The sequence below is a fragment of the Streptomyces sp. NBC_01320 genome (assembly GCF_035974375.1).
Classification (GTDB): Bacteria; Actinomycetota; Actinomycetes; order Streptomycetales; family Streptomycetaceae; genus Streptomyces; species Streptomyces yanii.
This window is the reverse complement of sequence record NZ_CP108390.1, coordinates 11,783,646-11,809,871: the sequence shown is the minus strand read 5'-3', so window position 1 is coordinate 11,809,871 and position 26,226 is coordinate 11,783,646. Positions and strand designations below refer to the sequence as shown.

Here is a 26,226-nt window from a genome sequence, read left to right as displayed (position 1 = left end):
AGGGATGAGCTACGGACCACCGTCCGGGACACGGACGGGTGCTGTCACGTTGTCGGGCGCGTGATCGTCTGACGGTGTGCCGAGGTGTGGTGGGACCCTGGGTCAGGCCGCGGTGGGCCGGACGGTCGCGCCGGTGATGTGGTCCCAGAGAGTGAAGCGGAGGGTCATCTCGAAGCGGTACTGAGTGGCGGTCAGAAGATGGCGTCGGGGCCGGAAGTGGGGCGAGATGCCGCTGAACGCGGACAGGAACCGCTGGGCCGCGCCGGGTGAGCGGAAGTACTTCATGGCCCGCTCGCGTTGGCGGGTGGGTTGGTGGCTGTTCTCGGCCCGGTTGTTCAGTCCCTTGTGGGAGCGGTGCTCGACCGAGGCCATGAGTTCCCGATGGGCAGCGCCGTAGCTCTTCAGCTTGTCGGTGACCAGCACCCGCGGGACGCGGCACTGCTTCTTCATGAGCTTGGCCATGAACCGCTTCGCGGCCTTCGCGTCACGCTTGGACTGCACGAGAATGTCCAGGACGTCGCCATACTGATCGACGGCCCGCCACAGGTACTGCCGCTCGCCGTCGATCTTCACGAAGACCTCGTCGAGATGCCACTTATCGCAGGGCTGGGGCCGGCGGCGCCGCAGCCCTGCGGCATATGCCTGGCCGAACTTCAGGCACCAGCGGCGCACGGTCTCGTAGGAGACGATCACACCGCGCTGGAGCATCAGCTCCTCGACCTCGCGGTAGCTGAGCGGGAAGCGGAAGTACAGCCACACGCAGTGCGCGATGATCTCTGCCGGGTAGCGATGGCCTTTGTACGACGGCGACGCGCTTTCCACGACAGGCCCCTCCCAGCCACGATCAACCTGAAGATCATCTCACCCACCGGTCAACGCGACAGCACCCTCCCATCAGCCGACGAGGCAGCGCGAACGCGCGATGAAGGGCTTCCGCACAGTCGGCATAGCCCAGAGGTTCGTGTCCGCGTTCAGCCAGATCTCACCGCACTTCCGGCCCCGCCGCCACCGGATGACCGCCACCGGATGACCGCCACCGGCTACCGCACCGAGAGGCGCCACCGCTTCGGAACCTGGAACGAGACCACCGGCACTACCGCCATGCCCACCGAGGCCTGAACCAGAGGCGGAAACCAAGCCCAGCACACCCCCGCACACCCTCAAGTAACCGCACACCAACAAGTTGACAATGCCCGTCCAGGCACACCTCACGCTGCTGGTAGCCGCACCACGCGGCGCGGCTGCTCCGGCCTCGCGGAGGCAAGCCCGCACAGCTGGAAGGGATCAAGGGTGCAACGGGCCTCGGTGTGTGGACGGTCGACGGGCAAGAAGTACGTGCCCTGAGTCTTGCGCCGCACGTTGGGCGCTGGCAGCCTGTGCGCAACAGCAGACGTCTTACGTCTGCTGTCCGAGTCATCCCTTTGCGTCAGGGCAAGGAGAGCACATGAGCGACGAGACCTTCAGACCGATGACGAGGCGGGGTGTATTGCTCGGCGGCCTGGCTGCGACGGCGATGGGCGCTGCGGGCACCCTGGCCGCAGCAGGACCGTCAAGTGCCGGGCCACTGGTCGCAACTCCCACAGCCAGCGGTTCTCCGCTGGCTGACCCGACGAGTCGGCCGCACAAGTACTTCGCGTTCGACACCGGTATATGGAACGGCCACCGGGGAATGGCGAACTGCCAGATCAAGATGGGCAGTTTCGTCAAAGACGTAGACCACAATCCCCTTTTCAGGGAGGGGATCTTCGAGAATCCCCGACTGCCTTGGGAGCCGCGCTTCGACAACGGATACCCGAACGTCTTCTGGGACCCGGAGCACAAGAAGTTCCGCTGCTACTACACGCTCTTCCTCCGCGATCCGGCGTCGCTCAACACGTCTCCGGAGGAAAGGTCCGGGCGGGACTACGTCATAGCCAACAGGGAGACCGGCTGCTGCTACGCGGAGTCCACCGATGGCGTGCACTGGGCGAAGCCCAAGCTGGGTCTGGTCAGCTTCGATGGCAGCAAGGACAACAACATCCTGTTCGAGCACGTCCAGGGAACGTCCGTGCTCTACGACCCCGCGGACCCGGACCCAACCCGCCGGTACAAGCTGATCACGTTGCGCGAGGCGGGGGGAACGTCGCTGTGCGTGGCCTTCTCCTCCGACGGCATCCACTTCAGTGATCTCAAACCCTGGCCGGCCAACAGCCCGTCCCCTGGTGCGGACTGCCACAACCTCGTCTTCCGCGACTCGCGCACGAATGAGTACGTACTCATCACACGGCTGTGGGACAGCAACATCCGCGTGTCCGCGATGTCGCGGTCCACCGACTTCATCAACTGGTCCAAGCCGGTCGAGGTCCATCGGGGCAACGGATTCGACTCTCAGATCTACTCGATGCCGGTCTTCGAGTACGGCGACCTCTATGTCGGGCTTGCCTCGCTGTACCGCGACGGCGACACCACGCTTCCGCACTACGACACCGTCGACCAGGCACTGCAGTGGTCCATCAATCTAACTGAGTGGAACAACGTCGCACCCGAGGACAGCACATTCATTCCGCGTGGCAAGGGCATGGGGAAGTACCCGCGCGGCGACTTCGACAGCAGCGTCATATTCTCCTCGGTCCCCGTAGAGATCGAAGACAAGCTGTACTTCTACTACATGGGCGGGAAGGGCCAGCACACCGGCTGGCGCGAGTCCGCACTCGGTAGGGGCTATATCGAGAAGGACAAGTTCGCTTGCTACGGCAGCCGAACAGGGAACAGACCCTCCTCCCTCACATCGCAAGGCTTCAACTTCTTCGGCGAGAACGTCGAGCTGCTCGTCGACATCGAAGACGGCGGCTGGGTCAAAGTGGACCTGATGAACCAGGGAGGCACCGTCGTCCAAAACGGCTTCGAAGCCGACAACAGCACACTCCGAGATCTCGGCAATGGGTGGCACCAACTCACCTGGCACAATTCATCCGTCATGAATCTCAATCGTGAGTCCTTCTACGCAATGAGGATCACGATGCAAAAGGCGAAGCTCTGGGCAATCCAAGGCGACCTGTACGTTCGCCCATTGAAGTACGTCAAGCCGTAACCCGCACCCATCGTTTCTCACCAGATCTGGTCTCGCAACGATCAGCGACGGCGCGTAGCGAGAGGAGTGACCGATCGGCTCTTGGCCCAAGAATCGCGTGGCGCAGGGCCTCGATCTGCCAGTGCGAGCGGATCATGTTCGCGAGCTGAGCGGGTGTGGCCTGCTCGGCGCTCAGGTTGACAACGGCCCCTGCCACCGCTTTCACCGGCGCAGCAGTTCGGGCAGCACATCCAAGGGGCCGTGACACACGGGCATAGAAGAAATCGGACACGAACGATCCGCTCCCCCTCCGTCCTGGTTGTTCGCCCCTCTCCTATAAGAATGTCTCGGAACGCATTCACGTTCCGAGACATTCTTATAGGAGCTCAGAATTGCATTTAAGCAGTCAGTTCCCTGGCCACGGATGCGGCTACAGCGGAATCGACACTAATCTCAGCGGCTACTCCATACAGTTTTTCGGTGACGCCCATCATCCTGGAGGAAATGACCTTGTTCCACGCCTTGACCCACCAGGGCTGCCGCAAAGTCCTGCGTGTACGCGTTTCCGCTGGTGAGAGGCCCGTGCCTGGAAAGACCGAAGCTCCGTTGGGGTGGGTGACCTCGCAAGTCGCCCTGACCCAACGGAGCTTCGGTGAAACGTCAGTCTGTCACGTCCGTGCCCCGGTCGGAGTCGCTGTCGCTGGTGTCGGCGCAGGTGGCGTTGTGGCAGCGGCTCGGCGAGGTGAGCGATCCGCGCAAGGCACGGGGGCGTCGTTTCCCGTTGTCGGTCCTGCTCGTGATCGCGTTGTGCGCGACGGCGGCGGGTTTCGGGTCCTGGCGGGCAATGGCGCAGTGGGCCGCTGCCGCGGAGCCGCAGGAGAAGTTGCGGCTGGGGCTGGTGCCCGTCGGCGCGTTCGGGCTGGTGAGGGCGCCGGGGGCGGACACGTTGCGGAGGGTGCTGTCGGCGGTGAGGCCGGGTGAGCTGGAGGTTCTCTTGCGGGTGCGGGAGGTGGCCCTGGAAACGGTGGCGGCGGACGGCAAGGCCCTGCGGGGATCACGGCGGGGAACGGAGAGCGCGGTGATGCTGATCGGCGCGATGGCTCAGGACGGCACGCTGGTTGCTCAGCAGCGAGTCGCGGACAAAAGCAACGAGATCCCGGCCCTGACCCCGCTGCTCAGCGTCCTGGACCTGCGGGGTGTGGTGGTCACGGCCGATGCCCTGCACACCCAGGCGGAGACCGCGAAGGTGCTGGTGGAAGAGATGGGCGCGCACTTCGTTCTTACCGTGAAGCGGAACCAGCCGACCTTGTGGGAGACGTGCCGCTCGATCCCGTGGCACGAGGTGACGGCCGTGCACAAGGAGAGCGGGCGAGGGCATGGCCGGCTGGAGACTCGGGTGACCAAGGTGGTGACCTGGGGCGATCTGGCCTTCCCTTATGTGCGGCAGGTCGCCCGTGTCGTCCGACACCGCACCGTGGAGGCGTCGGGGAAACGGACCCGCGAGATCGTCTACCTGATCACCGACCTCACCTCGCAACGGGCGGCTCCCGAGGTCGTCGCGCGGTACGCGAGGGGCCACTGGGGAGTGGAAAACAAGATCCACTATGTGCGGGATGTGACCTTCGGCGAGGACGCCGCGCGGATCCGCACTGGCCACGGCCCGCAAAACGTCTCCACGTTGAGATCGATCACCATCAACTTCCTGCGCTGGACCGGTAGTTCCATCGCCGACGCGCAACGACGCCTCGCACTGGCACCGCACAAGGCCCCACTCGACCTCTTCGGAGTGCCCGCTGACCAGCAGCTTTCCTCATGAAATGCGACTTTGCGGCAGCCCTGCTTGACCCACTTCTCTTGGTGCTGCACGCAGCTCGCCAACCTCGGATACGACTGGGCGGTGTACCCAGGTGCTACGAACCTGGGGTCGGCAGCGGGGTGGGCGAACTAGGCTGGTGGTCTTTCTGGTGATGTGGGGGAATGCGGTGTTGATCGAGGGACTCATCGCTGCGGCGGCCGCTGGTGGCGGCGCGGTCGTGCAAGCCGCGGGAACGGACGCGCAGAACGGGATCCGCAGCGGGGTGGCCCGGCTGTTCGGTCGCGGCGACGCTGGGCGTGAAGTGGGCGTAGTACACCGAGTTCGGATGTCCAAGAGGCCGCCCGGTCGGCAGGGCGATCCGCATCCTGGCGATCTCGCCAATCGATGCCGGTCATCTGCCTACGATTCCGTCTGCGGGATAACGGGGAGGTCGGGGAATGCACGGGCTCGAAGCGGTGGTCGTCCGGCTGGCGTCGACGGTGGTCCAGACAGTCGCGAAGTCGATGCTGACGCCGAAGCCGGGGGCGGGTCTAGTGACCGATCCGGTACGGCCGCTGCCGAAGCCGGCGGGGCCGGAGAAGCTGGCGCGGGTCCTCGAGCAACGCATCGTGTCCGGGTACGCCTCGGTACCGGAGCACGAGAGGCTGGCGGCGGTAGCTGCTGTCCAGGACACGTTCGCCGCCGCGGGCCCGCTCGACGCGGAACGGTTGTTCGCCACGGACCTCGATCCGGAGCGCCTGGTCAACGAGCTGCGGCGGCCTGTGGCGGACCTGGCGGACCGCGCCCGCGACCTGTACGAGGAACTGCTTCGGCTGTGCTGTGCGCACCTGGTGGAACAGCTCACGGCCCATCCGACGTTCCCGGCGCGAGCGGCGGTGGAGCACACACGGCGGACCGGGGCGTTGATACGGGCACAGGTCGTTCCGGGACCAGCGGAGAGTGCCGCGCTCGGCTTCGAGCAGCAGTACGCCGACTTCGTCGCCAGCACGCACTGCCGCCTGGAACTGTTCGGGGTCACCCTGGGCGGCCGACGCCGTGCCGAATGGCCGCTGGACACCGCGTACATCAGCCTGGCGGTGAACAACGAGCGTGCTTATGAGCCGCACCGCGAAGGACTCGGTGTCCCAGGCGCCACGCGGACCCCCGTGAAGGTGGAACAGGCTCTCGCCGGCTGTGACCGGCTGGTGCTGCGAGGACCGGCCGGGTCGGGGAAGTCGACGCTGGTGCAGTGGCTGGCACTGAACGCGGCTCGGCAGAGCTTCGGCCCGGAGCTGGCGGACTGGAACCGGTGCGTACCGTTCGTGCTGCGGCTGAGGTCCTTCAACACCCCAGAGGGACTGCCCATGCCGGAGGACTTCCTGACGGTGTCAGGCGTACCGTTACGAGCGCCTCGGGGCTGGGTTGAAGAACTCCTCGCCCGCGGCCGGGCGCTGGTGCTCGTGGACGGTGTCGACGAGGTGCCGCCCCGGTTGCGCAACCGCACGGAGCAATGGCTGAAGTCACTGATCACCGCGTTCCCGCAGACACGGTACGTAGTGACCACACGTCCGTCCGCTGTGCCGGAGGACTGGCTGGCAGCGCAGGGCTTCACCGTGCACACGCTGCAGCCGATGGAGCGGGACGACGTCCGGGGGTTCATCCGGCACTGGCACGACGCGGTCCGCCAGGAGTGTCCTCCGGACGCCGAGCTCGAGTCGCTGGACCGCTACGAGGCGAGCCTGAACCAGGCAGTGACGACGCGCCGTGACCTGGGCCGGCTGGCGACCAACCCGCTGATGTGCGCACTGCTGTGCGCGCTGAACCGCGACCGGCGCATGCAGCTGCCCCGGGCCCGCAAGGAGTTGTACGACGCGGCGCTGGACATGCTGCTGGTCCGCCGGGACACGGAGCGGGAGATCACCTCGGTAGAGGGCGTGTCGCTCTCCCGGGACGAGCTGACGGCGCTGCTCCAGCGGCTGGCGTACTGGCTGATCCGTAACGGCCAAGCGGAGGCCGCCCAGGACGAGGTCGTCGCGATGCTGGACGAGTGGCTGGCCGCCATGCCACAGGTACGGGAACAGGGCGACGCCGGCCAGGTCTTCTCCCACCTGTTGATCCGCAGCGGCTTGCTACGCGAACCAGTCCCCGGCTACGTCGACTTCGTGCACCGCACCTTCCAGGACTACCTGGGCGCAAAAGCGGCGGTAGAAGCCCGCGACTTCGGCGTCCTGGTCCGCAACGCCCACGACGACCAGTGGGACGACGTGGTACGCATGGCGGTCGGACACGCGCGCGTCGAGGAACGGACCCGGTTCCGTCGCGGAGCATGGCGAACAGGACGCTGATGCGTTGGCGTGCGAGGCGGAGGAGGGCCTGGGTGTGGGTCTTTCCGCGGGCGCGTTGTTTGTCGTAGTAGGTGCGGGAGGCGGGATCGGCGTTCATGCAGGCGAAGGCGGAGAGGAACATGGCGCGTTTGAGCTGCCGGTTTCCTCCTCGTGGCGCGTGTTCGCCGTGGATCGAGGTGCCGGATTGTCTGGTGGTGGGGGCAAGTCCTGCGTAGGAGGCGAGGTGGGCGGCGGTGGGGAAGCTGGTGCCGTCGCCGACGGTGGTCAGCAGGACTGCGGCGGTCCTGACGCCGACGCCGGGCATCGAGGTCAGGACCTGGGAAAGAGGGTGGGCCGCCAGCAGGGTGCTGATCTGCGTTTCCAGGGCCCGACGCTGTTCGTGGACGACTCCCAGCGAGTGGGCCAGGGACGGGATCACGGTGTCCAGGGTGCCGGTGCCGGGGACGATGACGGTCCGCTCGTCCAGGGCGTCGAAGACGTCGTCGATCAGCCGCTGGGCCATGCGTGGCGCCTTGGGCCGGATCACTTCGACGAGTCGACGGCGGCCCGCCTTCCGCAGCGATGCCGGGGACCCGTAGCGTTCCAGCAGCCAGGTGACGGCCTGGTGGTCCAGGCGCGGGCCCAGGACGCGTTCGAGGCTGGGGTGGAACTGGGTGAGCAGGCCGCGTATCCGGTTGGACGTGCGGGTTGCCTCGGCCGCGAGGTCCTGGTCGAAGCCGGTCAGGACGGTCAGTTCGGCGGTGATCTCGTCGGTCAGTTCCAGGGAGCGCAGGGTGTGCGGCATGGTGCGGGCGGCGTCCGCGATGACCGCGGCGTCTTTCGCGTCGGTTTTGGCCTCGCCCGGGTAGAGGTCGGCGATCCGCCGCATGGCCAGGCCGGGCAGGTAAGCGACCTTGCAGCCGGCGTCCCGGGCGACGGTCAGCGGGAGGGCGCCGATGGAGGCGGGCTGGTCCACGATCACCAGCACGGTGCCGAACTTCGCGGCCAGCTTGTCGAATACGGCCCGCAGTTTCGGTTCGCTGTTGGGCAGCGGCTTGTCGAAGACCTTCTTCCCCGCCGGGGTCAGCCCGTGCCCGTGATGGGCGCTCTTGCCGACGTCCAGCCCCAGGAAGACGCCCACCTCGGTCGTGTCGAACATCGTCATTCCCTCTCCCCAAGGGGTGTTCACGGTGCCGGCCTCGGCGTTGGTGTCGTGCTCGCGCATCCACGTTATGCAGACCTGCCGCCCGCAAGCCGTCCGGCGTTGCGCCGGACCGGGCGGTGGCCGGACCTCTCATCAGCGTCTGTGACGACACCTCCAGGCCCGGTGACACCACCCCCAGGTCATCCGTTCGACAGGGGGCAACAGTCATGCCGGGCCCGGAGGCCAGCGGTCCCGTTGCAGGACCGCGAAAAACATAACGGGGGGAACGTTGCCCAGGTCCGCGCTGACCTGCCTGGGAATCAAGCCGAGCAACTCCGAGGCCGCCGCGAGCACCGGGCGGGGAGATTCAGATATCGCCATCAGGGAAGCCGGGCGGGGGTTGTCACGTTGTTGGGACCGTACGGACTCCAACCGCCGAGGAATGACCTGAGATCGTCGGAGGGGCCGCCCCGCCGCGTGCGGCGGACCGGCCCTTCCAGGTGGTCAGCGCACTGCTCGGGTGACGTTCAGCTCGGCGGCCGTAGTAAACGGTCCAGCGTGAGAGGACGTGGCGACGAGCTTGAGGTAGCGGGCCGGCGTGCCGTTCAAAGTGACGGTCTGCTCGGCCGTGGTGTTCGCGAAGGTCCCGGTAGTGACCTTGGTCCACGCGGTGCGGTCCGTGCTCACCCAGACCTCGTATCCGGCTATCCGGCCGTTGGCGCTGTTCTGGCGGGGCAGGTAACGCAGGCCGGTGACGTCGAGCTCTTCACCGAGGTCGAGCACGATGTGGTGAGGCAGCGGGTCGGCTGCTCCCGACCAGCGGGTGTGCCAGAAGGTGGCCGGGTCACCGTCCAGGACATTCGCTGCGCGGCCGTCCTCCCCGACGGTCTCCTCGCTGTCCACCTCGACCACCCGCATCTGGCTTTGGGGGACTATCGCCGGGTGGGACGTGGTGCCGGTGCCCTTGTCGGTGCTCTTGGCGTTCTTGTAGGTGGCCTGTGCGGACAGTGTGTAGGCACTGGGCTTTGCGTCCGCGGGAGCGGTGACCGCCCAGGTGGTCTTCACCGACTGGTCGGGCTTGACCGTGGTGAACGTGGCGGGCGAGGTGGCCTCGGCCGTCCAGCCGCTGGGCACGGTGAGGCTGACGGAGGCGTCCGAAAGCGCTGCCGGGCTGCTGTCGTTGGTGTAGGTGGTCGTCACGGTGACGGCGGAGCCGGGCTTGAAGACCGAGGGCGTGTCGACCGTGAGCGAGTGGTGCACCCCCATGAAGCCGGGCACCTCCCACCTTTGGTGGAGCTTGCCGTCGCAGTTCCGGAGTTCCGCGGGGGTTCCGTTGGCGATGTCGGAGCCGGGGACGGTCAGGCAGCGGCCGGACGCCGGGTTGAGCAGGGAACCGTTGGCCTTGGGCCGCCAGGTCTGCGCGGGCGTGCCGTCGCAGTCGGCGAGTCCGGTCTTCCCGTCCGCGGTGGCGGTCAGGCACTTGTCGGACTGGCGGATCGTGCCGTCCGCGTGCCTGATCCACTGCTGGTTGGCGGCGGCTTCACAGGGCCACAGGCCGAGCGCGCCCGCCTTGGCCGGGTCGGTCTGGTGGTTCTCCAGGCATCGCCCGGCCATGCCGCGCAGGCGCTCGGTCTTCGACGTGTCCCACACGTCGGTGATCGTCGAGACGTTTGCGTCGGCCGTGTGGTTGATGTGGTCCAGGCCGTACATGTCCAGCAGTGTGCGCAGGACGTTGTAGTGGTTGATCTTCTCGCTGTACTCGCCGGCCCTGGCCATCGGCCCGACCATGATCGTCGGGATGTGGTTGGCCGGGGTGAAGTCGTCCTCGTCCCAGGTCAGCACGAACAGGCTGTTGTGCGTCTTGGCCCACTGGATGTACGACTCGAAGGTGTTCTTGACGAAGGCGTCACCCTGCGCGAGGGAGCCGTCGTGCATGCTCTGCTGGCCGTTGCCCACGTAGAAGGAGACGGTGGGCAGCTTGGCGAACCCGTCCGGCGTGGTCGGGAACTCCTCCTGCCGCTTGTCCATCGGGTTCAGGTTGCCCGGTACGCCCGGGATGTTCTTGTAGCGGAGCCACTGGGTGGGGAGGCCCTGGTTGGCGTAGTCCGCGAAGCTGTACCCGTGAGTGGTCAGCTGGTTGGGCAGGTTGTCGGTGTCGACGGACTGCGGCTCCGGCCAGTCGCTGGACTTCACGATGTCCGAGGCGGACAGCAGCGCATAGTAGTTGGGCAGGCTCGGGTGCGTGACACCGTACGAATTGGTGAACGACGCGCCCTGGGCCTCCAGGGACTTGATGTACGGCACCTGGTCCTGAGGTTTGGTGGACGGGTTCCGGAGGATGTCGTCGTAGCCCTTGTTCTCCATCATCACCATGACCACGTGGTCAGGCTTGGGAACCGCGGTGGATCCCACGACAACCGAAGTCTTGGTGTCCGAAGACCCGGCGTCCGGGGTCGCCGCGGCCGCGGAGACCGTACCCGGAAGGGCGATACATGCCAGCAGGGCCGAGGCCATCAGGCCACGGATGCTTGGGCGCGGAATGCGCATGCTGGTGCTTCCTTGTTAGTGCGACTGGGGTTCGAGCGGTGTGACAATCTCGTCGTGACCGCGTGTCTAGAAGATCAGCTCGCCTGAGGCGTATCCGCTGCCCGCGTGCTGATCCAGGGCATCGCCGACTGCCTAGCTGGACAGGCTGCCGGTGGTCTGGCCGCTGTGCTTCCAGGTTGCTGCACCGCGCAGCAGCTTGTGGTCGGAGACCTTGGTGTCCATCGGCAGCACGTCGGCCTTGGGGTTGGCGAAGTACTTGGCGCTGAGGAAGACGTAGTCGATCTTGCCGCCGTCCTTGCTGTCCTGACCCGAGCGGCACTGAGACACCTCCGCCGAGAGGCAGGCGGGGGTGAAGTAGTCGCGGTCGGTCTCGTCGACCTCGATCATGGTTCCCTTGGCGCCGCCACCCAGGGCGGGCTCGTAGAAATACGAGGCCATGGTGCTGGCGGGCGGGGCGTTGAAGTCCCCGCCCAGCACCACCGGGATGCCCGCGTCTTCCCATGCCTTGGCCTGCGCGGCGAGCTCACGCGCCTCGGCGTCGCGCAGCGTCGGCGAGGCCGACCAGTACAGGTGGATCGAGCAGGACCAGGTGATCCGGCCCTGCAGCCGGGACTTGATGCAGGGGTTCTTGATCGGCTCCGACTCGCCGCCCTGGGTCAGGTCCAGGACGGTGGTCTCCAGCGCCGGCCCCTTGACGAAGGCCGCCATTCCGTAGTCGCTGCCGTGGCAGATCGTCGGATAGCCCGACAGCGTCGCGGTGTACAGGCCGCTGAACCCCTTGGGGGCGAGCTTGGCCAGGATCGCGTCGTACTGCGAGCGGCACACCTCCGACAGGAAGATCTGGTCCGCGCCCCACACATCCGCCGACGTCTCGGCGACCACCTGGTCGATGCGGCGCTGGTTGTCGTAGTGGTTCGGGTTGCCGCACATGTTGCCGCAGATGTTGTAGCTGGTGAACCGCAACTGCGGCGCCGTCACCCGTGTCACGGTGTCGGCGCTCGCGGACGACGGCGCGATCAACACACCGGTCAGTGCGAGCACAGCGCAGCCTATCGCCGCGAGGAGGGATTTGATCGTTTTCAAGGTTTCTCCGCTGGGGGTGGGAAAGCCCTAGTCGTAGGGCTGGTGGCGCGTGCGCGCCCCGCGGAGCTTGTCCGGGAAGAGAGACCATGAAACAAAATGTGCGTGAACATGTTTGATACAGTCGCTTTTAAGTCATGACTGCGCATCAGATCACGCATCAAGGCGCACTCATTGACCGCTGCACGACGGCTGCGCCGCCGGTGGGCCAGGTCCCGCTGTCACCGGGCGGTCGGCGAAGACCTGACAAGCAGCCGGCATGCCGCCCGCCGTTGGTCGTGGCCAGGAAGGCCCGTAAGGGGGTCTTCAAAGTTGAGCGGTGCGGAGGCGTCCGCGGGCCCGGGCGGACAGCAGGATCAGGTCCGGCAACGTCAGACGCGACAGATCCGTCACCTTCTCCTCGGCCAGTTCCCGACCCTGTCCCGTCCGAAAATACGATTCGGTGCAGTGAGCTGTGGAGATGTCGCTCGGTCAGGCGGCGCGGTGATACTGGTTGATCAATCCTCCGAGGATTGATTCTCGTCGGATCCGGTGGTTCTGGAGATCGGTGACGGTGGCCGGGGCGGGTGGTTCGGCGCTATCGGGGGATAGTTGCCGTCGGGACTGGTGCGGCCGGTGCTGGTTGTAGTGCTGGATGTACTCGGTCAGCACCTTTACGGAATGGGCCTCGTTGTAGATCAGCACGCGGTCGAGGACCTCGCGGCGCAGGGTGCCTACGGCTCTCTCGCAGATCGCGTTCGCTTTGGGTGCCCGCGGTGGACTGAGTAGGACCTCCACGTCGTCGGCCTCGAAGACGGCGTCAAAGGCGCTGGTGTACCTACTGTCCCGGTCGCGGAGAAGGAAGCGCAGGGAATCCATGCGGCGGTCCAGTGCCATGGCGAGGTTCCTCGCCTGTTGAACGGTCCACTGGGCGGTCGGGTGCGCGGTGACACCGGCGAGGTGGATTCGTCTGGTGTCGTGCTCAATGAAGACCAGGGCGTACAGGCGCTTGAGGGAGATGGTGTCGAGGTGCAGGAAGTCGGCAGCGAGGATGCCGTGGGCCTGGGCGGTGAGGAATTCACGCCAGGGCGGGCCGGAGCGCTGCGGAGCGGGATCGATGCCGGCGGCGCGCAGGATCTCCCAGACCGTGGACGGGGCGATCGAGTAGCCGAGGCGGGCGAGTTCGCCTTGGATCCGGCGGTGGCCCCAGGCGTGGTTCTCCTTCGCCAGGCGCAGGATGAGTTGCTTGACGGTGGGCGCGGTGGAAGGCCGTCCTGGGCGGCTGCGCTGAGGATGCGTCCACTTCCGGGCGACGAAGCGCCGGTGCCAGGCCAGCAGCGTGGTAGGGGTGACCGCGAACACCTGACGCCAGCGCTCGCGTGGGACCAGCCGGGAGAGCACGGCGAGCCAGATCCGGTCGGCGGGCTCGTAGCGAACCCGGGCGATCTGGCGGCGCAGCACCGCTTTCTCGTGCCGCAACGCCATCACCTCCGCATCCTTCGCTACGCGGCTGCGCAGTACGGCAGCGGGCACCGTGATCAGATTCCGGACCAGCGCGGTGACGACGGATAGCGGCATCGAAGGATCGTCGCAGATGCTGTGCCGGCCAGTCCTGTGATCTGGGAACTTCCAGGTCAGGCCCCAGAATCGTGTTTCCGAGCGGGACAGGGTGCGCAGGATCTCAGGGCCGGTGCGGGTGCGGTACGGGTTCGACGGGAACCACTCGGTGAACACGTCCCGCCACAGCTCCTGGATGGCCTGCGGCGCCGGCCCGGAGGTGGTGAAGACTGCCCAGGTGCCGGCCGGGACGGCCAACGTGGTCGTGTCCTCCGGAGCGGCCGCGGAGGTGATCACACCGTGGTGGTAGTCGAGTTCGGTGCCCTCGGCGCGGCTGGGGTCCAGGTCGTCGCAGACCGCGACGATGCCGTGCGGCTCCTGGTCCGACAGTTTCTCCAGGCGCTCCAGGGTTTGCGGGTCGATCCCGCGGACAAAGTCCGTGATCGCCTGGTTCGGCCCCGCATGCACCAGCGGTACCCGGGTCTTGAGCCCGACGACGGTGAAGTCCGCCTTGCCCACAACGCGGTATCGCATACTGCTACTCCCTTCGATGGTGAGGCGGAAGGCCATCCGGGACTGGGAGTTGAGCGCGGCGCCGGTACGCCGGGCCTCGCCCGGTCCGATGCCGTGCATGGCACGGAACGCCCGCGCGAACGCCTCGCCGGAGCTGTAGCCATAGCGCACCGCGATCTCCAGCAGCGTCTCACGTCCCGCGAGTACTTCGGCGCCCGCGAGGGTGAGCCGACGGCGCCGGATGTACTCCGACAGCGGTATGCCCGCGAGCGCGGAGAACATCCGACGCAGGTGGTACTCCGAGGTGGCCGCGATGCGTGCCAGCTCCGCCACCTCGACGGACTGGTCGAGATGGCGCTCGATGTGCTCCATGGTTCAGCCGCTCCAGCATGCCCGGTCTCCTTCCTCTTGACGACCACCACGCCAGGCAGCGCCCACCATGCCGGACCCGACATTGACGGCGCTCTTTATTTCGGCCGTTGGTACTCGGGGAGTTGGTGAGACCTGCTCTGTGGATCTCACCGTCCTTCGGGTGACGGTGTTCGGTCTCTTCCTGTGATCTTGTCCGGCATGTCGTCGTGAGGCCGGTGTGTTGTGGACAGCACTTGCCCGATGGCCAATAACGGCTGGCACGGCGCTGCCGGATGTGCCGCTGCCCGGGCACTGGTTCTCCGCCCGGTTCCAGGAACGGATGAAGCATGTCTACCCGGCGCTGCAGTCGGCGCCGTCCCCGTCCGGACCGGGCGTGTCCTGTCCCAGGCCCCGACGGATCGCGATCTCCACGGGTGAGTACGCGCCGTCGGCCCGCTCCAGTTCGTACGGCGCGGCCGGCATCAGCGGCGGCTGGGCCATGAAGCGCGGCCGCACCCCATGGTGCGGTTGCGCCGCGTGCACCAGGAACGGATGGCACAGGAAGACGTCGCCCGGGGACCCGGTGGCCAGGGCGAGTGGCCGGTGGTCGGACGCCGCCACCAGATCGGGCGCAAGGGCCAGCCCGCTCGCCCCGTCCTCCCCGTACTTCTCCAGCACCTTCGGCACGTCGAGGTGTGAGCCGACCCGGATCCGGGTCGGGGCGTCCTCCTCACCGACCTCGCTGAACAGGAACAGCATCAGCAACGCCCGGCCCCGGGAGCGCAGATTTGTGAAGTACCAGCTCTCGCCCTCCGGCAGATAGCTCCCCTCGATGTGCCAGCCCGCGTCGTCCGGCTCCTCCTCGTGCGGGAAGCGCAGTGGGAACGTGCCCAGCGAGTAGCGCGGCTCCCAGCATCCCGCGCCGACGAGCAGGTCGTACGCGCGCTGCAGGGACGGGGAGTTGGGCGCGGCGGCGAACGGCCCCTGCGCCATGCCGGCCACCCAGTGCACGGGCTGCGTCCACGTCGCTGGATCGTCCGGGTCGCATCCCGTCTCTCGCCACAGCAGCCGCGCGCAGTCCGCGGCCACGCGCGGCGCGACGGCGCCCTCCAACTTCACGAAGCCGTCACGGAGGAAGCGGGATACCAAGGTCGTGTCATCCATGCCCCCATCGTGCGGCGACACCGGTCCCGATCACCCGACATTCTCCGCACCGCCTTTGTCGGGTGTTCACCGAGCCCCTTCTTGCCCCTCTGAGGCCGGAGGCAACCGCCCTGCGGTCACAGGACCACATTGCCGACGACGGGCAAACACTCCGCGTCCTCCTGCCCGATCAAGTCGGGTGCACGAGGCAGCCCGGAAAGCCGAGCGGCAGCGGTCGGCCCGGCTCGCTCTCCCTTTGAAGAGCAGCAGCCGGTTGCCACTTCTCGTCGGCCACGCCCGGCACTCAGACGGGCCAACTGCTCAGAGACCAGCTGAAGGGCGCAGTCACACTCGAACCGCGAAGCCCCCAACCAACCACTCAACCTTCAGTGAGAATCGCTCAATCTTCACTGCGAGAGGTCACTCAGCAGGGACGCCGTGATCAGACAGGAAGGCTTGATCAGTCCGTCTCGAAAAGGTGATGCGTTGCCGAGGTGACCCGCCGTCGGCCTGTGGGAGAGGGGAGGTTGGATACGGGCCGGACGTACTTGTCGTAGACCAAGAACGCGATGACCGGGCGCCCGAGACGGGACGCGTCGTTCTCCTTCCGCAGCCTCCAGTTTCCGCCCGGCAGCACGCCGCGGACCTGTGGCTCCTCGTACCGCTCCACTCGCAGAAAGCCCGGCCGGTCCTTGGCGGCCACGAGCCTCGTGGAGCTCGTCCGGGATGCCCTGGAAGAAGGCCCGTACGACCACGATGTTGAAGGCGTTGAGCATGATCGGGGCGATCAGCGCCCCGTATGTGTCGATCATGCCCAGCTCCTGGATGACCAGGTAGTTGGGGATGATGCCGGGGGTGAAGAGGAAGGTCCCGAGGACGATCATCAGCAGCGGCTTGCCCGCCACCGTGCCCGGCCGCGACAGCCCGTACGCCAGGGCCACCGTGCAGAGCAGGCTGAGCGCCGTGCCGACCAGGGTGATGACGACGCTGACCACCGCGGCCCGCGTGACCACGCCGCCGGAGAGGACCACGTTGTAGGACTCGAAGGTCGGATTGCTCGGGAAGAGCACGTAGCCGCCGTTGGCCGCGAGCTCCTCCTTGGTCGCCAGGCTGGTGCCCAGGCAGAGCAGGAACACAAGCGGAACAGGGCTTACCAATCTCCCAAACGTCTCAATTTCGCCTCCACCACACCTTGGGAACCATCCCCCACGTCTGCTAGCTTCCCCGTTCGATTCCGAACTGCCGTGACACAACGGCAGCTTCGAGACAACAGGCATGTCTTCAGACATGGCTTCAGACATGGGAGGCCCCATGAACAGAAGCGCCGCCGTGCCCCTCGGCGCGGCCTTACTCCTTCTCCTCGGCACGGCCGTGCCCGCCGCCGCGGGAACCCCCGGCGACGGCGCGGCCACCGACGGGGCGACGCTCTACCGCGACAACACGGTCGACGTCTCCTACCGCCAGGTCGCCCCCGGCGACGCGGCGTGGAGCCAGGTCCCGGCCGCCCTCCGCGGCAGAGCGACGGAGGGCTCGTACGTCGCCCGGCTCCAGCTCGAGAACGTCTCCGATCACCCCGTCTCCAAATGGTCGCTGACCTTCGAGCTCTCTGACCGCATCACGGACACCTCCGCCGCGAAGCTCGCCGCCCCCCAGGACGCGCGCACGACGCTCCAGGGCGTCGGCCCCACGAACACCCTCCAGCCGGGCAGGACCGAGACCGTCTGGTACCGCGCCGAGCCCGGCGCCAAGGCCGATACCCCGACCTGGGCGTCCTTCGCCAAGCACGGCATCTCGCCGACGGAGGACACCGACGGCGACCGCCTCCCCGACGACCTGGAGGTGCGCGCCAAGCTCGACCCCAAGTCCGAGGACACCGACGGCGACGGCCTCTCCGACTTCGCCGAGCTCGGCTACCGCTTCAGCAGCCCGCTCAAGGCCGACACCGACGGCGACGGCACCAAGGACGGCGCCGAGGACCCCGACAAGGACGGCCTCACGACCGCCCGCGAGCTCAAGCTCCGCACCACGCCCACCCGCGCCGACACCGACCAGGACGGCCTCGCGGACGCCCGCGAGCTGAAGCTCCGCACGGAGCCCACCAAGGCCGACACCGACGGCGACGGCGTCCAGGACGGCGAGGAGACGAGGCTCAACGCCTCCCCCCGCGCTAAGAACTCCGCCTTCGACGTGACCCGCCGCGCGGACGGCGGCGCCACCGCCGCCGAGGCCACGCTCAAAGGCCTGCGCGCCAAGCAGGTCGGCGGCTTCCAGGTCACCAGGCTCCCTGCCAAGCAGCGGGAGTTCCCGGAGTCCACTCCGGGCTACCTCGGCAACGGCTTCCAGGTCTCCGCCCCCGCGGACGGCGCCGCAAGGCTCACCTTCCGCCTGGACCCCGACCGTACGGAGGGCACCGCACCGGCCCTCTACCGCTACGACGAGAAGGCCCGCCACCTCGTCAAGCAGTCGGGCCAGCAGCGCAGCGGCAGCACGATCACGGCCACCGCCACGGCCGACGGCTCCGCCAAGTACGTCGTCCTCGACAGCCACGCCTTCGACAAGGCAGGCCCCAAGGCCCCTGGCAAGCGAATCCTCTCCGACGGCCCCGGCGACGGCGGAGACCCGGGTGACCCGGGCGACCCGCCCCCGACCGACATGCTGATCCACCAGTCGTCCTTCCGCGAGGGCCGCCGCAAGGCCCCCGACCCCCAGCAGCCGCCCGTCCCGGCCGACCCGCGCGTCGCCGACGACCTCACCTTCAACGACTACAACTTCGACGAACTCACCGACCTCGGCTGGGAGTTCTGGGTCGCCCGCATCACGCCCGAGTCCTGGATGTGGGCCGAGTTCAACGACATCATGAACTTCGGCAAGCTCGGCGCCGACGCCGACTACGCCCAGTCCGTCGACGACCTCCGCAACGCCTTCCGCTACGGCCGCGGCGGCCAGAGCGCGGGCACGGTCACCGTCGACGACAACTTCGACCCCGGCCGCTACCTCTACCGCGGCTCCGGCACGGCCCTCTCCCGCGCCGTCGGCGCCTCACCACAGGAGAAGACGTACACCGACAAGGCCGGCCAGATCATCAAGCAGTCCCTCATCGACAACAAGGGCCGCACCGATCAGCTCAAGGTCCAGGAGGACCTCTCCAAGAACCTCCTCTTCCAGGAGTTCCTCCGCCAGGACGTGAAGTACCCGGTGTACGACTTCTCGCTCTGGGACGCCAACCAGCGCGCCCTCTCCATCGCGATCCACCAGTTCCAAGGCCACACGATCGCGCTGAAGGACTACAAGGTCGAGGGCAACGCCTTCTCCGGCAAGCTCGTCTTCCACTCCTACGACCACTTCGGTCTCGACCCGGACGACGAGATCACGGAGTACGGCTTCATCGACTGGTTTACGCTCCAGCACTATGACCGGTTCGACGGGAAGTACCCCCCGCCGATCGCGCAGGCGGACATCGAGATCCCCATCAGCGGCACGTTCTGACCTCGCCGACCTGATGCCCCACAGGCGCTCGCCGGGCCGGGTCCTGGTCGTCACGCTGCTCGTCGTGACGGCCGGGTACCTGGCCTGGCGGGTCGCCGTCCTCGCGGGCCTGGAGGCCCACTTCGGCAGCGGCTTCGACGAGCAGCGCTTCAACCGGCTGCAGCAGGAGTACGACCGCCGCGAGGGCGCCTTCGCCCGGGCCGACGCCCGGATGCGGAAGCTGATCGCGGAACACCCCCGCGCCGAACGCATCGACTGGAGCCGGTACCGGACCTGCGTCCGCGAGCCCGGCCGCCCCTCCGACACGTGCACGACGACGCCCCCGCGCGACCAGAAGGTGTACGACGCCCTCTGGGGCGTCAGCGTGATCCTCTACCAGCCCAAGGACGAGGGCCGCACGTTCTACCGCTTCTACCACGAGGACCCCCCGCGCTACACGATCATGCGCGCCCCCGAGGACACCGCGGAGGAGGCCGAGGAGTACGCGGACGCCCACGGCTTCCGCTCCACCCGCCCCCTCGGGCCCGGCTGGACGATCCTCGGCCCGATCGACGACATCGGCCGCGAGGAGAAGCAGTTCCCGTAGGAGGGCTCGCGGAACGCTTCGCCGGGAAGCAGCAGGGAAGCAGCAGGCACGAGAGGAGACCCCCACCCCCGTGAACACGTTACTGATCACCGCCGACCGTGTCATCGCAGGCCCCGCGGACCGGGTGACCGCCGACGGCGCCGTGCTCGTCGACGAGAGCACCGGCGCCGTATCCGCCGTCGGCCCCGCCGCCGAGCTGGACGCGACGGTGGACCCCCAAGTGCCCCGCCTGCGCTGCCCGGGCGCGACGGTGCTGCCCAGCATGACGGACTGCCACGTCCACCTCGCCTTCGACTCCGGCCCCGACCCCATCGGCACGACGGCGCAGGCCACCCCGGCAGAGCTCTCCGCAGGCATGGCGGAACGCGCCCGGCAGCTCCTGACAGCCGGAGTGACGACGCTGCGCGACCTCGGCGACCGCGACGCCCTCGCGGCCTCCCTCCGCTCCGCCATCACCTCCGGCGCCCTCCCCGGCCCCCGCATCCTCACCGCGACCGCCCCCCTGACCTCGCACGGCGGCAACTGCGGCTTCCTGGGCGGCGAGGTCACCACCGACGACGACATTCGCGCCCGCATCGCGCACAACGCCTCGCTCGGCGCCGACGTCATCACGACGATGACCGGAACTTCAGCCCCTGCGCCGTAACGCTCGGGCGCTCCATCCAGACCGGGCGCTCGGCGTGGCGGCGGTCGCGGCGCAGCAGAGCCGTAAAGGAAGCGGTGCTCATCGATAGACCCCCTGCTCGCCGAGGCGGTGTGCGACCTTGTTCGCGAGGTAGATGAGGACGAAGCCGATGACGCCCTTCATCAGGCCGGCCGCGGTGGACATGCCCCAGTCGCCATCGACGACGCCGTGGAAGTAGAGGTAGGTGTCCACGACCCGCTGGAACAGCTCCCATAACTCATCCGGCACCAGCCGCTGAACCAGGTCCATGCCCCGCAGCGTAGCGACGATCACACCAAATGAGACCAGCTCTTAGTGCTGTCATCTGCCATGACACCGGATGGTGTCAGCTCTGCGGCAGACAGCGCGGCTTCTTTTCCGCGGAACGATCGCGCCGATCTGCGAAGCAGGCCGACGAGCCGGGTGGGCAGCGCAGGGATGCTGCCGCTCTTTCGGTTGAAGTGAACGAAGCCAAACCCACGGGCTACTCTGCCTCAAGAGGAGGAACCTCCCTCCGGTTCCCTGGATTTCTCCTCCAGGAATCCGCGAACCCGTCGGCCTGACGGTGGGAGGAGCTGCGGCAGGTCCCGCAGGCCGGGTGGCACGGCATGGCCAACTGGATCAAGGCGCTGCTGGTTCTCGCCGGAGTGTGCGCGGTCATCATCCTGCTGGACACCGCGGGCGACATCTTCGATGCCGCCCTTCACCGCCTGGCCGACGCGGTTCCCGCCACGCAGGTTGGCACCAGCGGCTCAGACGATTTCTGGGGTGTGGTCGACAACCCGATCCGCTCCTACATCGCCCAGCACACCGCCGGCCTCACCGATAGCGGATCCGCCGTCTACACCTTCTGGCAGCTGACGGGCCTGTTCGGCCTGATCGGCGGCCTCATCGGCAGCACCGGCGCCCGCATCACCTGGACCGTGTGGGGCGCGGCCAGCATCGCCGCAGTGTGGGGCGCCACCCCGGCCGACGACCGCACCATCGCCACCGGATTCGCCGTCCTCGCCTGGACCCTCGCCTCCACCCGCGCCCTGCGCGGCCTGAGCCTGCGCCCCGTCATCCACAACTTCCCCCCGACCTCCCCGGCCTTCCAGCCCCAGATCGAGATCCGCATCCCCGCCCAGGCCACCCCGCCCACCGACGACACCCCCGACAACATCCACCCGCTCCACCAGCGCTGACCTCCGGCCGCTCTGCCTGGTCCTCGCCCACCCGTTCGCGGTTGGCGAGGACCGGACAGACACCTCAGGGCTTTAACTCGTCAAGCTTGGGCGCTCAGGCCGCTATGTAATCTGGCGATCTGTTCGAACGGGAGGGCGGGACGTGGCCAAGCTGGTAGAGAGGGCCGTCATGGAGGTGCTTCGTGACGGGGGCAGCGAGACGATCTGCCTGTACGTCGCCGCCTGCACCGAACGCATGGCACCACTGTTCATGGGCTTGCGAGCGAACACACCGGGGCGGGAATCCGACCTGGACTTCTACGCGGAGTCCGTACGCGACCTCTGGCATGCCGACCGGCCGCTCGCCGACACCGCCGAGCGCGTACGCCTGCTGGAGCAGTTCCCGGAGCTTCAGCCGAACGAGGAGGGGATCACCGATGTCGCCGACACCTACGCCTTCTTCGCTGTCCTCACCTTGCGGTATGCCCTGCTAGCCCATGGCACGGGAGACGCTGATGACGCGGTGTCCTGCGGCCATGTGGCGCTCACCGCGATGGGGATGCTGGACCAGAACGTGGCGGGGGCCAGCCTTCTTGCCGAGGAGCAACGGCTCCAGTCCTTGTTGCTGACTAGTGCAGCGCCGCACTGATCCTGCGGGGGTCAGGTGGCCTTGAGTGGGGTGCCGTCGTAGGTCCATCGGAAGGGGCGGGCTTCCTTGTCGTAGGCGAGGGTGAACTCGCGGATCTGGTCGATGAGGTCCTGGCGTGAGGTGAACTCGCCTCGTCGCAGCAGTCGGCGGGCCAGGATCGAGAAGAAGATCTCGACCTGGTTCAACCATGAGGCGTGCTTGGGCGTGTGGTGGACGGTGAACCTCGGGTGGGCCGCGAGCCAGGCCCGCGTGGCCTTCGAGACGTGTGACGATCCGTTGTCGAGGACCAGATGGATCGCCAGGGCAGGGTCGATACTCCCGTCCAGCAGTCGCAGGAACCGGATGAAGGTGACGGAGTCGTTGCGGGCGATGTCCTCGACCAAGACCTGTCCGCTGTGCACGTCCAGGGCCGCGACGATGGACGCGGTGCCGTGGCGTCGGTACTCGAACTCGCGGCGCTCGGCATGGCCGGGCCGTACGGGCCTGGTGGGGTGGCGACGCGAGCGGGCCTGCATGGCGGTCTTCTCGTCCACGCTGAGCACGACCGACCCGGGCGGGCGATGCAGGTAGAGGGCGCACACCTCGGCGGCCTTGACGTGGAAGTCCGGGTCGTCGGGGCGGGTGAGCCAGCCGCGGACGAGGTGGGGTTTGAGGTCCAGGTCGGCCAGGATCCGCCCGACCTGGGAGGCGGAGATCTCGTGGGCAGCAAGGGACTTGGCGATCGACTTGTGGGTCCATTGACTGTCGGGGGCCGGTTTGGCGGAGGTGACCGTGGCGACGATCGCAAGGTGCACCTCGGGCCCGTACCGACGCGGGCGGCCCGGCCTCCTGCGGTCGTCCAGAGCGGCCATGCCCTCGTGGTGGAACCGCTTGCGCCAGCGTCGCACGGTGGCGATGTGTAACCGGTGGCTGCGAGCGATGGCCGCGTTGGAGACACCGTCGGCGGCGGCCAGGGCGACCTCGGCTCGCTGGATGCGCCGCAGCGGCGCGGTGCGCGAGCGGGCCAACTGCTCCAGAACCGCGCGCTGGCTCTTGTCCCAGACCACCGTGAACGGGCTGTGCGCTGGCATGACCCCACCCCTGGATTCGACGAGCGGCGGTCATTGTCGCGCGGACGAACGGGGTCAGCGGCGGACGGCCTCGCGGGAAGGGGGCCGGTGGCAGGATGACGGCCATGGCGAATACCAGGCGCGCGAAGCCGATCTCCCGCTCCCGGACGGCACCCGGAAAGGTCGTCCACAAGATCAAGGTCACCCTGCGTGGCTCCCGGCCCCCGGTCTGGCGCCGCCTGGAAGTGCCGTCGGGCACCACGCTGCAGCAGCTTCACCACCTCATCCAGGCGGCCTTCGGCTGGGAGGGCTACCACATGTGGGCCTTCGAGACCCCGCAGGACCGCTATGGAGTCGCCGACCGTGAGTTGGGGATCCGCAGCGCGGCATCCAAGCGACTTGACCAGGTCGCCCCGAGCGTCGGCGACAAGCTCAGCTACACCTACGACTTCGGCGACGACTGGGAGCACGACATCCTCGTCGAGGCCATCACCGACGCCGAAGCGGGTACCCCCTACCCACGCTGCCTCACCGGCCGCCGTGCCTGCCCGCCCGAGGACTGCGGCGGGATGTGGGGATACGAGTACCTCATCGAGATCCTCGCCGACCCCGGCCACGAAGAACACGACGAACGGCTCGAATGGCTCGGCCTCGACACCGCAGACCAGTTCGACCCCGCCGCCTTCGACCTGGCAGAGGTCAACAGCGCACTGTCCGGCTTCGCAGCCATCCTGATCGAGAACTGACGCTCCACCATGCAGCATCGATCGCCCCAGCCACCACGGCAGGGGCGATCCTGACCCTCGCAGGATCAGTGCGGCGCTGCACTAGTGATGCAGGAGGTCTGTGGGACGCGAGCGTCACGGCAGGACGGGAGAGGTTCCGTGCCGTACTGGGCCGCCTGCCCCGCTAGGCGGGACGCGGGGAACGGCCATGCCGGATCGTGCGCTAAGCCGGGTCCGGCGTCGCCTCCGCGTCGGCGTCCGGGTCGCCGGGCATCCACACAGGGCCGTCGTACTCGGCTCGGGCCAGGGTGTTGCCCTCAGCGTCGAGCAGGTGCAACACGTTGTTCGCGGCCTGGTCCTGCCAGTCGTACTGGTGCCGGGCGGTGTTGCGGAAGCGGGCGCTGTCCGGGCTGGGCCGGCGGGGGTCCGGGCAGCAGGACCGCGAATTGGTCCCAGAGCGGCTCGGTCAGCCATGATGGAAGCGCAGGCACAGGTCTCCTCGGTGATCACAGAGCGTCACAACTCCGTGATCAACGAGACCTGTGCCCGCTCGGCTACCTACCTTCCCAACCGCGCCTATCCGCGCGGCCGAACAGCGTTGTCAAGCTTACGGCTTTGCGCTATCCACTCCCCTGCCCGCCGTTTCCGGCGCTTCAGCCGGTCGTGTTCCCGACAGGCCCGGCGAACCAGGGTGGTCGACCTGACCACTCGACAACGCGCGTGCCGGCAATGGCTGAGGAACTCTTCCTACGGAGCCTCTGCACGGATGGCGAGAGCTTGGGCACTCAGATGCTGTTGGCGATGCGCTCGTGGTCCCGTTCGCCCTCGCGGGTCTGGATACCAGCGGCGAGCAGCTTGTGGGCGAGCTCGGTGACCTCATCGCCGAACGCCGCGAACAGGCCCTCGTTCTCAACGGCGTACGCCGCACGCGGAATCGGCTGCGCGACCGCGTCGACCGCAGCCTTCGTGATGGAGATCACCTCCGGCCGGAGGCCGGCGATCCGTCGGGCGAGGGTGTCGACGAAGGAATCGAGTTCTGCGGCGGGCAGGGCACGGTTGATCAGGCCGTACCGTTCCGCGAGCTCCGCGCCCACGAGTTCGGCGCCGAGGATGAGCTCCAGCGCGCGGGCCCTTCCTGCCAGGCGCGTCATGTTCACCGTGCCGCCGCCTCCGGGGAGGATCCCCATCAAGGACTCCGGCTGCCCCTGCCCCGACTTGCCGATCGCCGCGAATCGCATGTCCAGGTACATGAAGAACTCGTTGCCCGCGCCGCGCGCGAAGCCCGCCAGCTTGCCGATGGTGACCTGCGGCAGCGAGCGGACCTCCTCGCTCATCGCCTGGAGGATGTTCAGGCCTTCCGGGACGGTCGAGCCCGGCGCGGCCGCGATCGCAGCGCGAGTGGCTGCAGGCAGCGCGTCAGGGTCGGTGAGGTAGGCCATGTCACCGTGCGCAACGAAGAACTCCGGGTCAGCACTCTCGAAGACAATGACGCGGACGTCGGCGTCGTCCCGCACACGCGCGACGAATGCCCGGAGTGACGGCAGGAGGACCGCGTCCATCAGATTGAGCGGCGGGTGATCGATTGTCACCGTCGCGACCCCGTCCGAGACGTCGATCGTCAGGGCGGGAAGGTCTTCGTAGCTCATGAGGTGGCTCCATTTCGCAGTAAGGGACGGCCCGTGACCGGGCCGCCGGCTGGGGACAGCGTCGCGAATCTCAGCATCGCAACTGACACTGAGTATCAGGTTAGAAACCTGTATCCAAAGAAGCAAACGAGTGTGTCGGAGTACACTCGTCCCCATGAGCGCAGCGCCAGTCGGTACCCGTGAGATCAGCCGCCACGCGGTGCGAGCAGAGCTGGCCCGCGTCGCGTTCAACCGGTTCTGCCTCACCGGCTTCAACCAGGTCACCTTCACCGACCTCTCCGAAGCCGCCGGAGTGTCGCGGAGCACCTTCCTGCGCTACTTCGGCACCAAGGAAGACGTGGTCCTGTTCGTCTTCGACCCTGTCGGTGACGTCATCACTGACGCGCTCGATGCCGAGCGGGCCAACCAGGACGATTGGAGCAGGCTGCGCAACGCCCTGGAGTCAGCCGTGAGGTTCCTCGTGCGCGACGTCCAGGAACTCGTGACGATCCTCGGCCTCATCGAGCAGACCCCAGCCCTGTGCGCACGCCTCCGCGAGAAGCAGGCTGAATGGCGACCAGAGATCGTCGCCCGACTGCAGAAGACAACCTCCTCGACCGACGGGTCATTGGTCATCGCCAACGTTCGCGTAGCGGCGGCGCTCGAAATCTTGTGGATCGTCCTCGGGCAATGGAGTGCGAGCGACGGCCAAGAGGACCTCGGCAAACTGCTGGACGCTGCGTTCGCCGCCTTCTCGACCCCGGCATGCCAGCAGACGGACGCTCCGTTGTAAAGGG

The 26,226-nt window shown here is 67.5% G+C and carries 18 protein-coding genes and 5 pseudogenes; 11 read left to right on the top strand and 12 right to left on the bottom strand.

Annotated features, from left to right (window positions below):
* Nucleotides 1-102: 102 nt before the first annotated feature.
* Nucleotides 103-822, bottom strand: coding sequence for an IS6 family transposase (locus OG395_RS54715; RefSeq protein ID WP_327241142.1), 720 nt, complete (start codon nt 820-822; stop codon nt 103-105).
* Between the two features lie 37 nt (nt 823-859).
* Here OG395_RS54715 and OG395_RS54710 point away from each other — a divergent pair.
* The 4 genes and pseudogenes from OG395_RS54710 to OG395_RS54695 form a co-directional block, all read left to right on the top strand.
* Nucleotides 860-1,119: pseudogene (locus OG395_RS54710) on the top strand (IS6 family transposase); the annotation flags it as partial.
* Between the two features lie 325 nt (nt 1,120-1,444).
* Nucleotides 1,445-3,070 carry a hypothetical protein gene (locus OG395_RS54705; RefSeq protein ID WP_327241143.1) on the top strand — a complete coding sequence of 542 codons (1,626 nt, stop codon included), beginning with the start codon at nt 1,445-1,447 and terminating at the stop codon, nt 3,068-3,070.
* A gap of 631 nt (nt 3,071-3,701) precedes the next feature.
* Nucleotides 3,702-4,865 (top strand): ISAs1 family transposase, encoded by a 1,164-nt coding sequence (locus OG395_RS54700; protein WP_327241144.1) that lies wholly within the window; start codon nt 3,702-3,704, stop codon nt 4,863-4,865.
* 437 nt (nt 4,866-5,302) lie between these two features.
* Nucleotides 5,303-7,189, top strand: a complete 1,887-nt coding sequence (locus OG395_RS54695) for an NACHT domain-containing protein (RefSeq protein WP_442818488.1) — start codon at nt 5,303-5,305, stop codon at nt 7,187-7,189.
* Here the strand turns inward: OG395_RS54695 and OG395_RS54690 are convergent.
* The 7 genes and pseudogenes from OG395_RS54690 to OG395_RS54660 form a co-directional block, all read right to left on the bottom strand.
* Nucleotides 7,140-8,327 (bottom strand): annotated as a pseudogene (locus OG395_RS54690) (IS110 family transposase); the annotation flags it as partial. The gene OG395_RS54695 and the pseudogene OG395_RS54690 sit on opposite strands and share 50 nt — an antisense overlap.
* Nucleotides 8,328-8,816: 489 nt before the next feature.
* Nucleotides 8,817-10,859 (bottom strand): alkaline phosphatase family protein, encoded by a 2,043-nt coding sequence (locus OG395_RS54685; RefSeq protein WP_327241145.1) that lies wholly within the window; start codon nt 10,857-10,859, stop codon nt 8,817-8,819.
* A 132-nt stretch (nt 10,860-10,991) separates the two neighbouring features.
* Nucleotides 10,992-11,942, bottom strand: a complete 951-nt coding sequence (locus tag OG395_RS54680; protein WP_327241146.1) for an endonuclease/exonuclease/phosphatase family protein — start codon at nt 11,940-11,942, stop codon at nt 10,992-10,994.
* 468 nt (nt 11,943-12,410) lie between these two features.
* Nucleotides 12,411-13,496: an integrase core domain-containing protein gene (locus OG395_RS54675; RefSeq protein ID WP_327249214.1), complete on the bottom strand. Its 1,086-nt coding sequence runs from the start codon at nt 13,494-13,496 to the stop codon at nt 12,411-12,413.
* Between the two features lie 90 nt (nt 13,497-13,586).
* Nucleotides 13,587-14,360: pseudogene (locus OG395_RS54670) on the bottom strand (AraC family transcriptional regulator); the annotation flags it as partial.
* A gap of 330 nt (nt 14,361-14,690) precedes the next feature.
* The gene (locus OG395_RS54665) at nt 14,691-15,503 is read right to left on the bottom strand and encodes a phytanoyl-CoA dioxygenase family protein (protein WP_327241147.1); all 813 of its coding nucleotides are present in this window, start codon (nt 15,501-15,503) and stop codon (nt 14,691-14,693) included.
* 386 nt (nt 15,504-15,889) lie between these two features.
* A complete protein-coding gene (locus OG395_RS54660; RefSeq protein WP_327241148.1) occupies nt 15,890-16,639 on the bottom strand; it encodes a carbohydrate ABC transporter permease in 750 nt (249 codons plus the stop codon).
* Between the two features lie 154 nt (nt 16,640-16,793).
* Between OG395_RS54660 and OG395_RS54655 the strand changes: the two genes are divergently transcribed.
* From OG395_RS54655 to OG395_RS54645, 3 genes are all read left to right on the top strand, one after another.
* Nucleotides 16,794-18,968, top strand: a complete 2,175-nt coding sequence (locus OG395_RS54655) for a DUF3289 family protein (protein ID WP_327241149.1) — start codon at nt 16,794-16,796, stop codon at nt 18,966-18,968.
* 13 nt (nt 18,969-18,981) lie between these two features.
* Nucleotides 18,982-19,554, top strand: coding sequence for a hypothetical protein (locus OG395_RS54650; RefSeq protein ID WP_327241150.1), 573 nt, complete (start codon nt 18,982-18,984; stop codon nt 19,552-19,554).
* A 70-nt stretch (nt 19,555-19,624) separates the two neighbouring features.
* Complete coding sequence (locus tag OG395_RS54645) at nt 19,625-20,200, top strand: amidohydrolase family protein (RefSeq protein ID WP_327241151.1); 576 nt, start codon at nt 19,625-19,627, stop codon at nt 20,198-20,200.
* Between the two features lie 78 nt (nt 20,201-20,278).
* On the opposite strand, the pseudogene OG395_RS54640 reads toward OG395_RS54645, so the two are convergent.
* Nucleotides 20,279-20,434: pseudogene (locus tag OG395_RS54640) on the bottom strand (sugar ABC transporter permease); the annotation flags it as partial.
* 392 nt (nt 20,435-20,826) lie between these two features.
* Here OG395_RS54640 and OG395_RS54635 point away from each other — a divergent pair.
* Together OG395_RS54635 and OG395_RS54630 are read left to right on the top strand one after the other, a co-directional pair.
* Entirely contained in the window at nt 20,827-21,402 is a 576-nt protein-coding gene (locus tag OG395_RS54635) for a hypothetical protein (RefSeq protein ID WP_327241152.1), read from the top strand.
* 142 nt (nt 21,403-21,544) lie between these two features.
* Nucleotides 21,545-22,030, top strand: coding sequence for a hypothetical protein (locus OG395_RS54630; RefSeq protein WP_327241153.1), 486 nt, complete (start codon nt 21,545-21,547; stop codon nt 22,028-22,030).
* Nucleotides 22,031-22,041: 11 nt separating this feature from the next.
* Here the strand turns inward: OG395_RS54630 and OG395_RS54625 are convergent, their stop codons facing one another.
* Nucleotides 22,042-23,100, bottom strand: a complete 1,059-nt coding sequence (locus OG395_RS54625) for an IS630 family transposase (RefSeq protein WP_327241115.1) — start codon at nt 23,098-23,100, stop codon at nt 22,042-22,044.
* A gap of 104 nt (nt 23,101-23,204) precedes the next feature.
* Here OG395_RS54625 and OG395_RS54620 point away from each other — a divergent pair, with 104 nt between their 5' ends.
* Nucleotides 23,205-23,825 (top strand): plasmid pRiA4b ORF-3 family protein, encoded by a 621-nt coding sequence (locus OG395_RS54620; RefSeq protein ID WP_327241116.1) that lies wholly within the window; start codon nt 23,205-23,207, stop codon nt 23,823-23,825.
* A 359-nt stretch (nt 23,826-24,184) separates the two neighbouring features.
* On the opposite strand, the pseudogene OG395_RS58935 reads toward OG395_RS54620, so the two are convergent.
* Nucleotides 24,185-24,295: pseudogene (locus OG395_RS58935) on the bottom strand (IS5/IS1182 family transposase); the annotation flags it as partial.
* A 294-nt stretch (nt 24,296-24,589) separates the two neighbouring features.
* Entirely contained in the window at nt 24,590-25,450 is an 861-nt protein-coding gene (locus OG395_RS54615) for an enoyl-CoA hydratase/isomerase family protein (protein WP_078641296.1), read from the bottom strand.
* Between the two features lie 154 nt (nt 25,451-25,604).
* On the opposite strand from OG395_RS54615, the gene OG395_RS54610 reads away from it, so the two are divergent.
* A complete protein-coding gene (locus tag OG395_RS54610; RefSeq protein WP_327241154.1) occupies nt 25,605-26,222 on the top strand; it encodes a TetR/AcrR family transcriptional regulator in 618 nt (205 codons plus the stop codon).
* Nucleotides 26,223-26,226 lie beyond the last annotated feature (4 nt).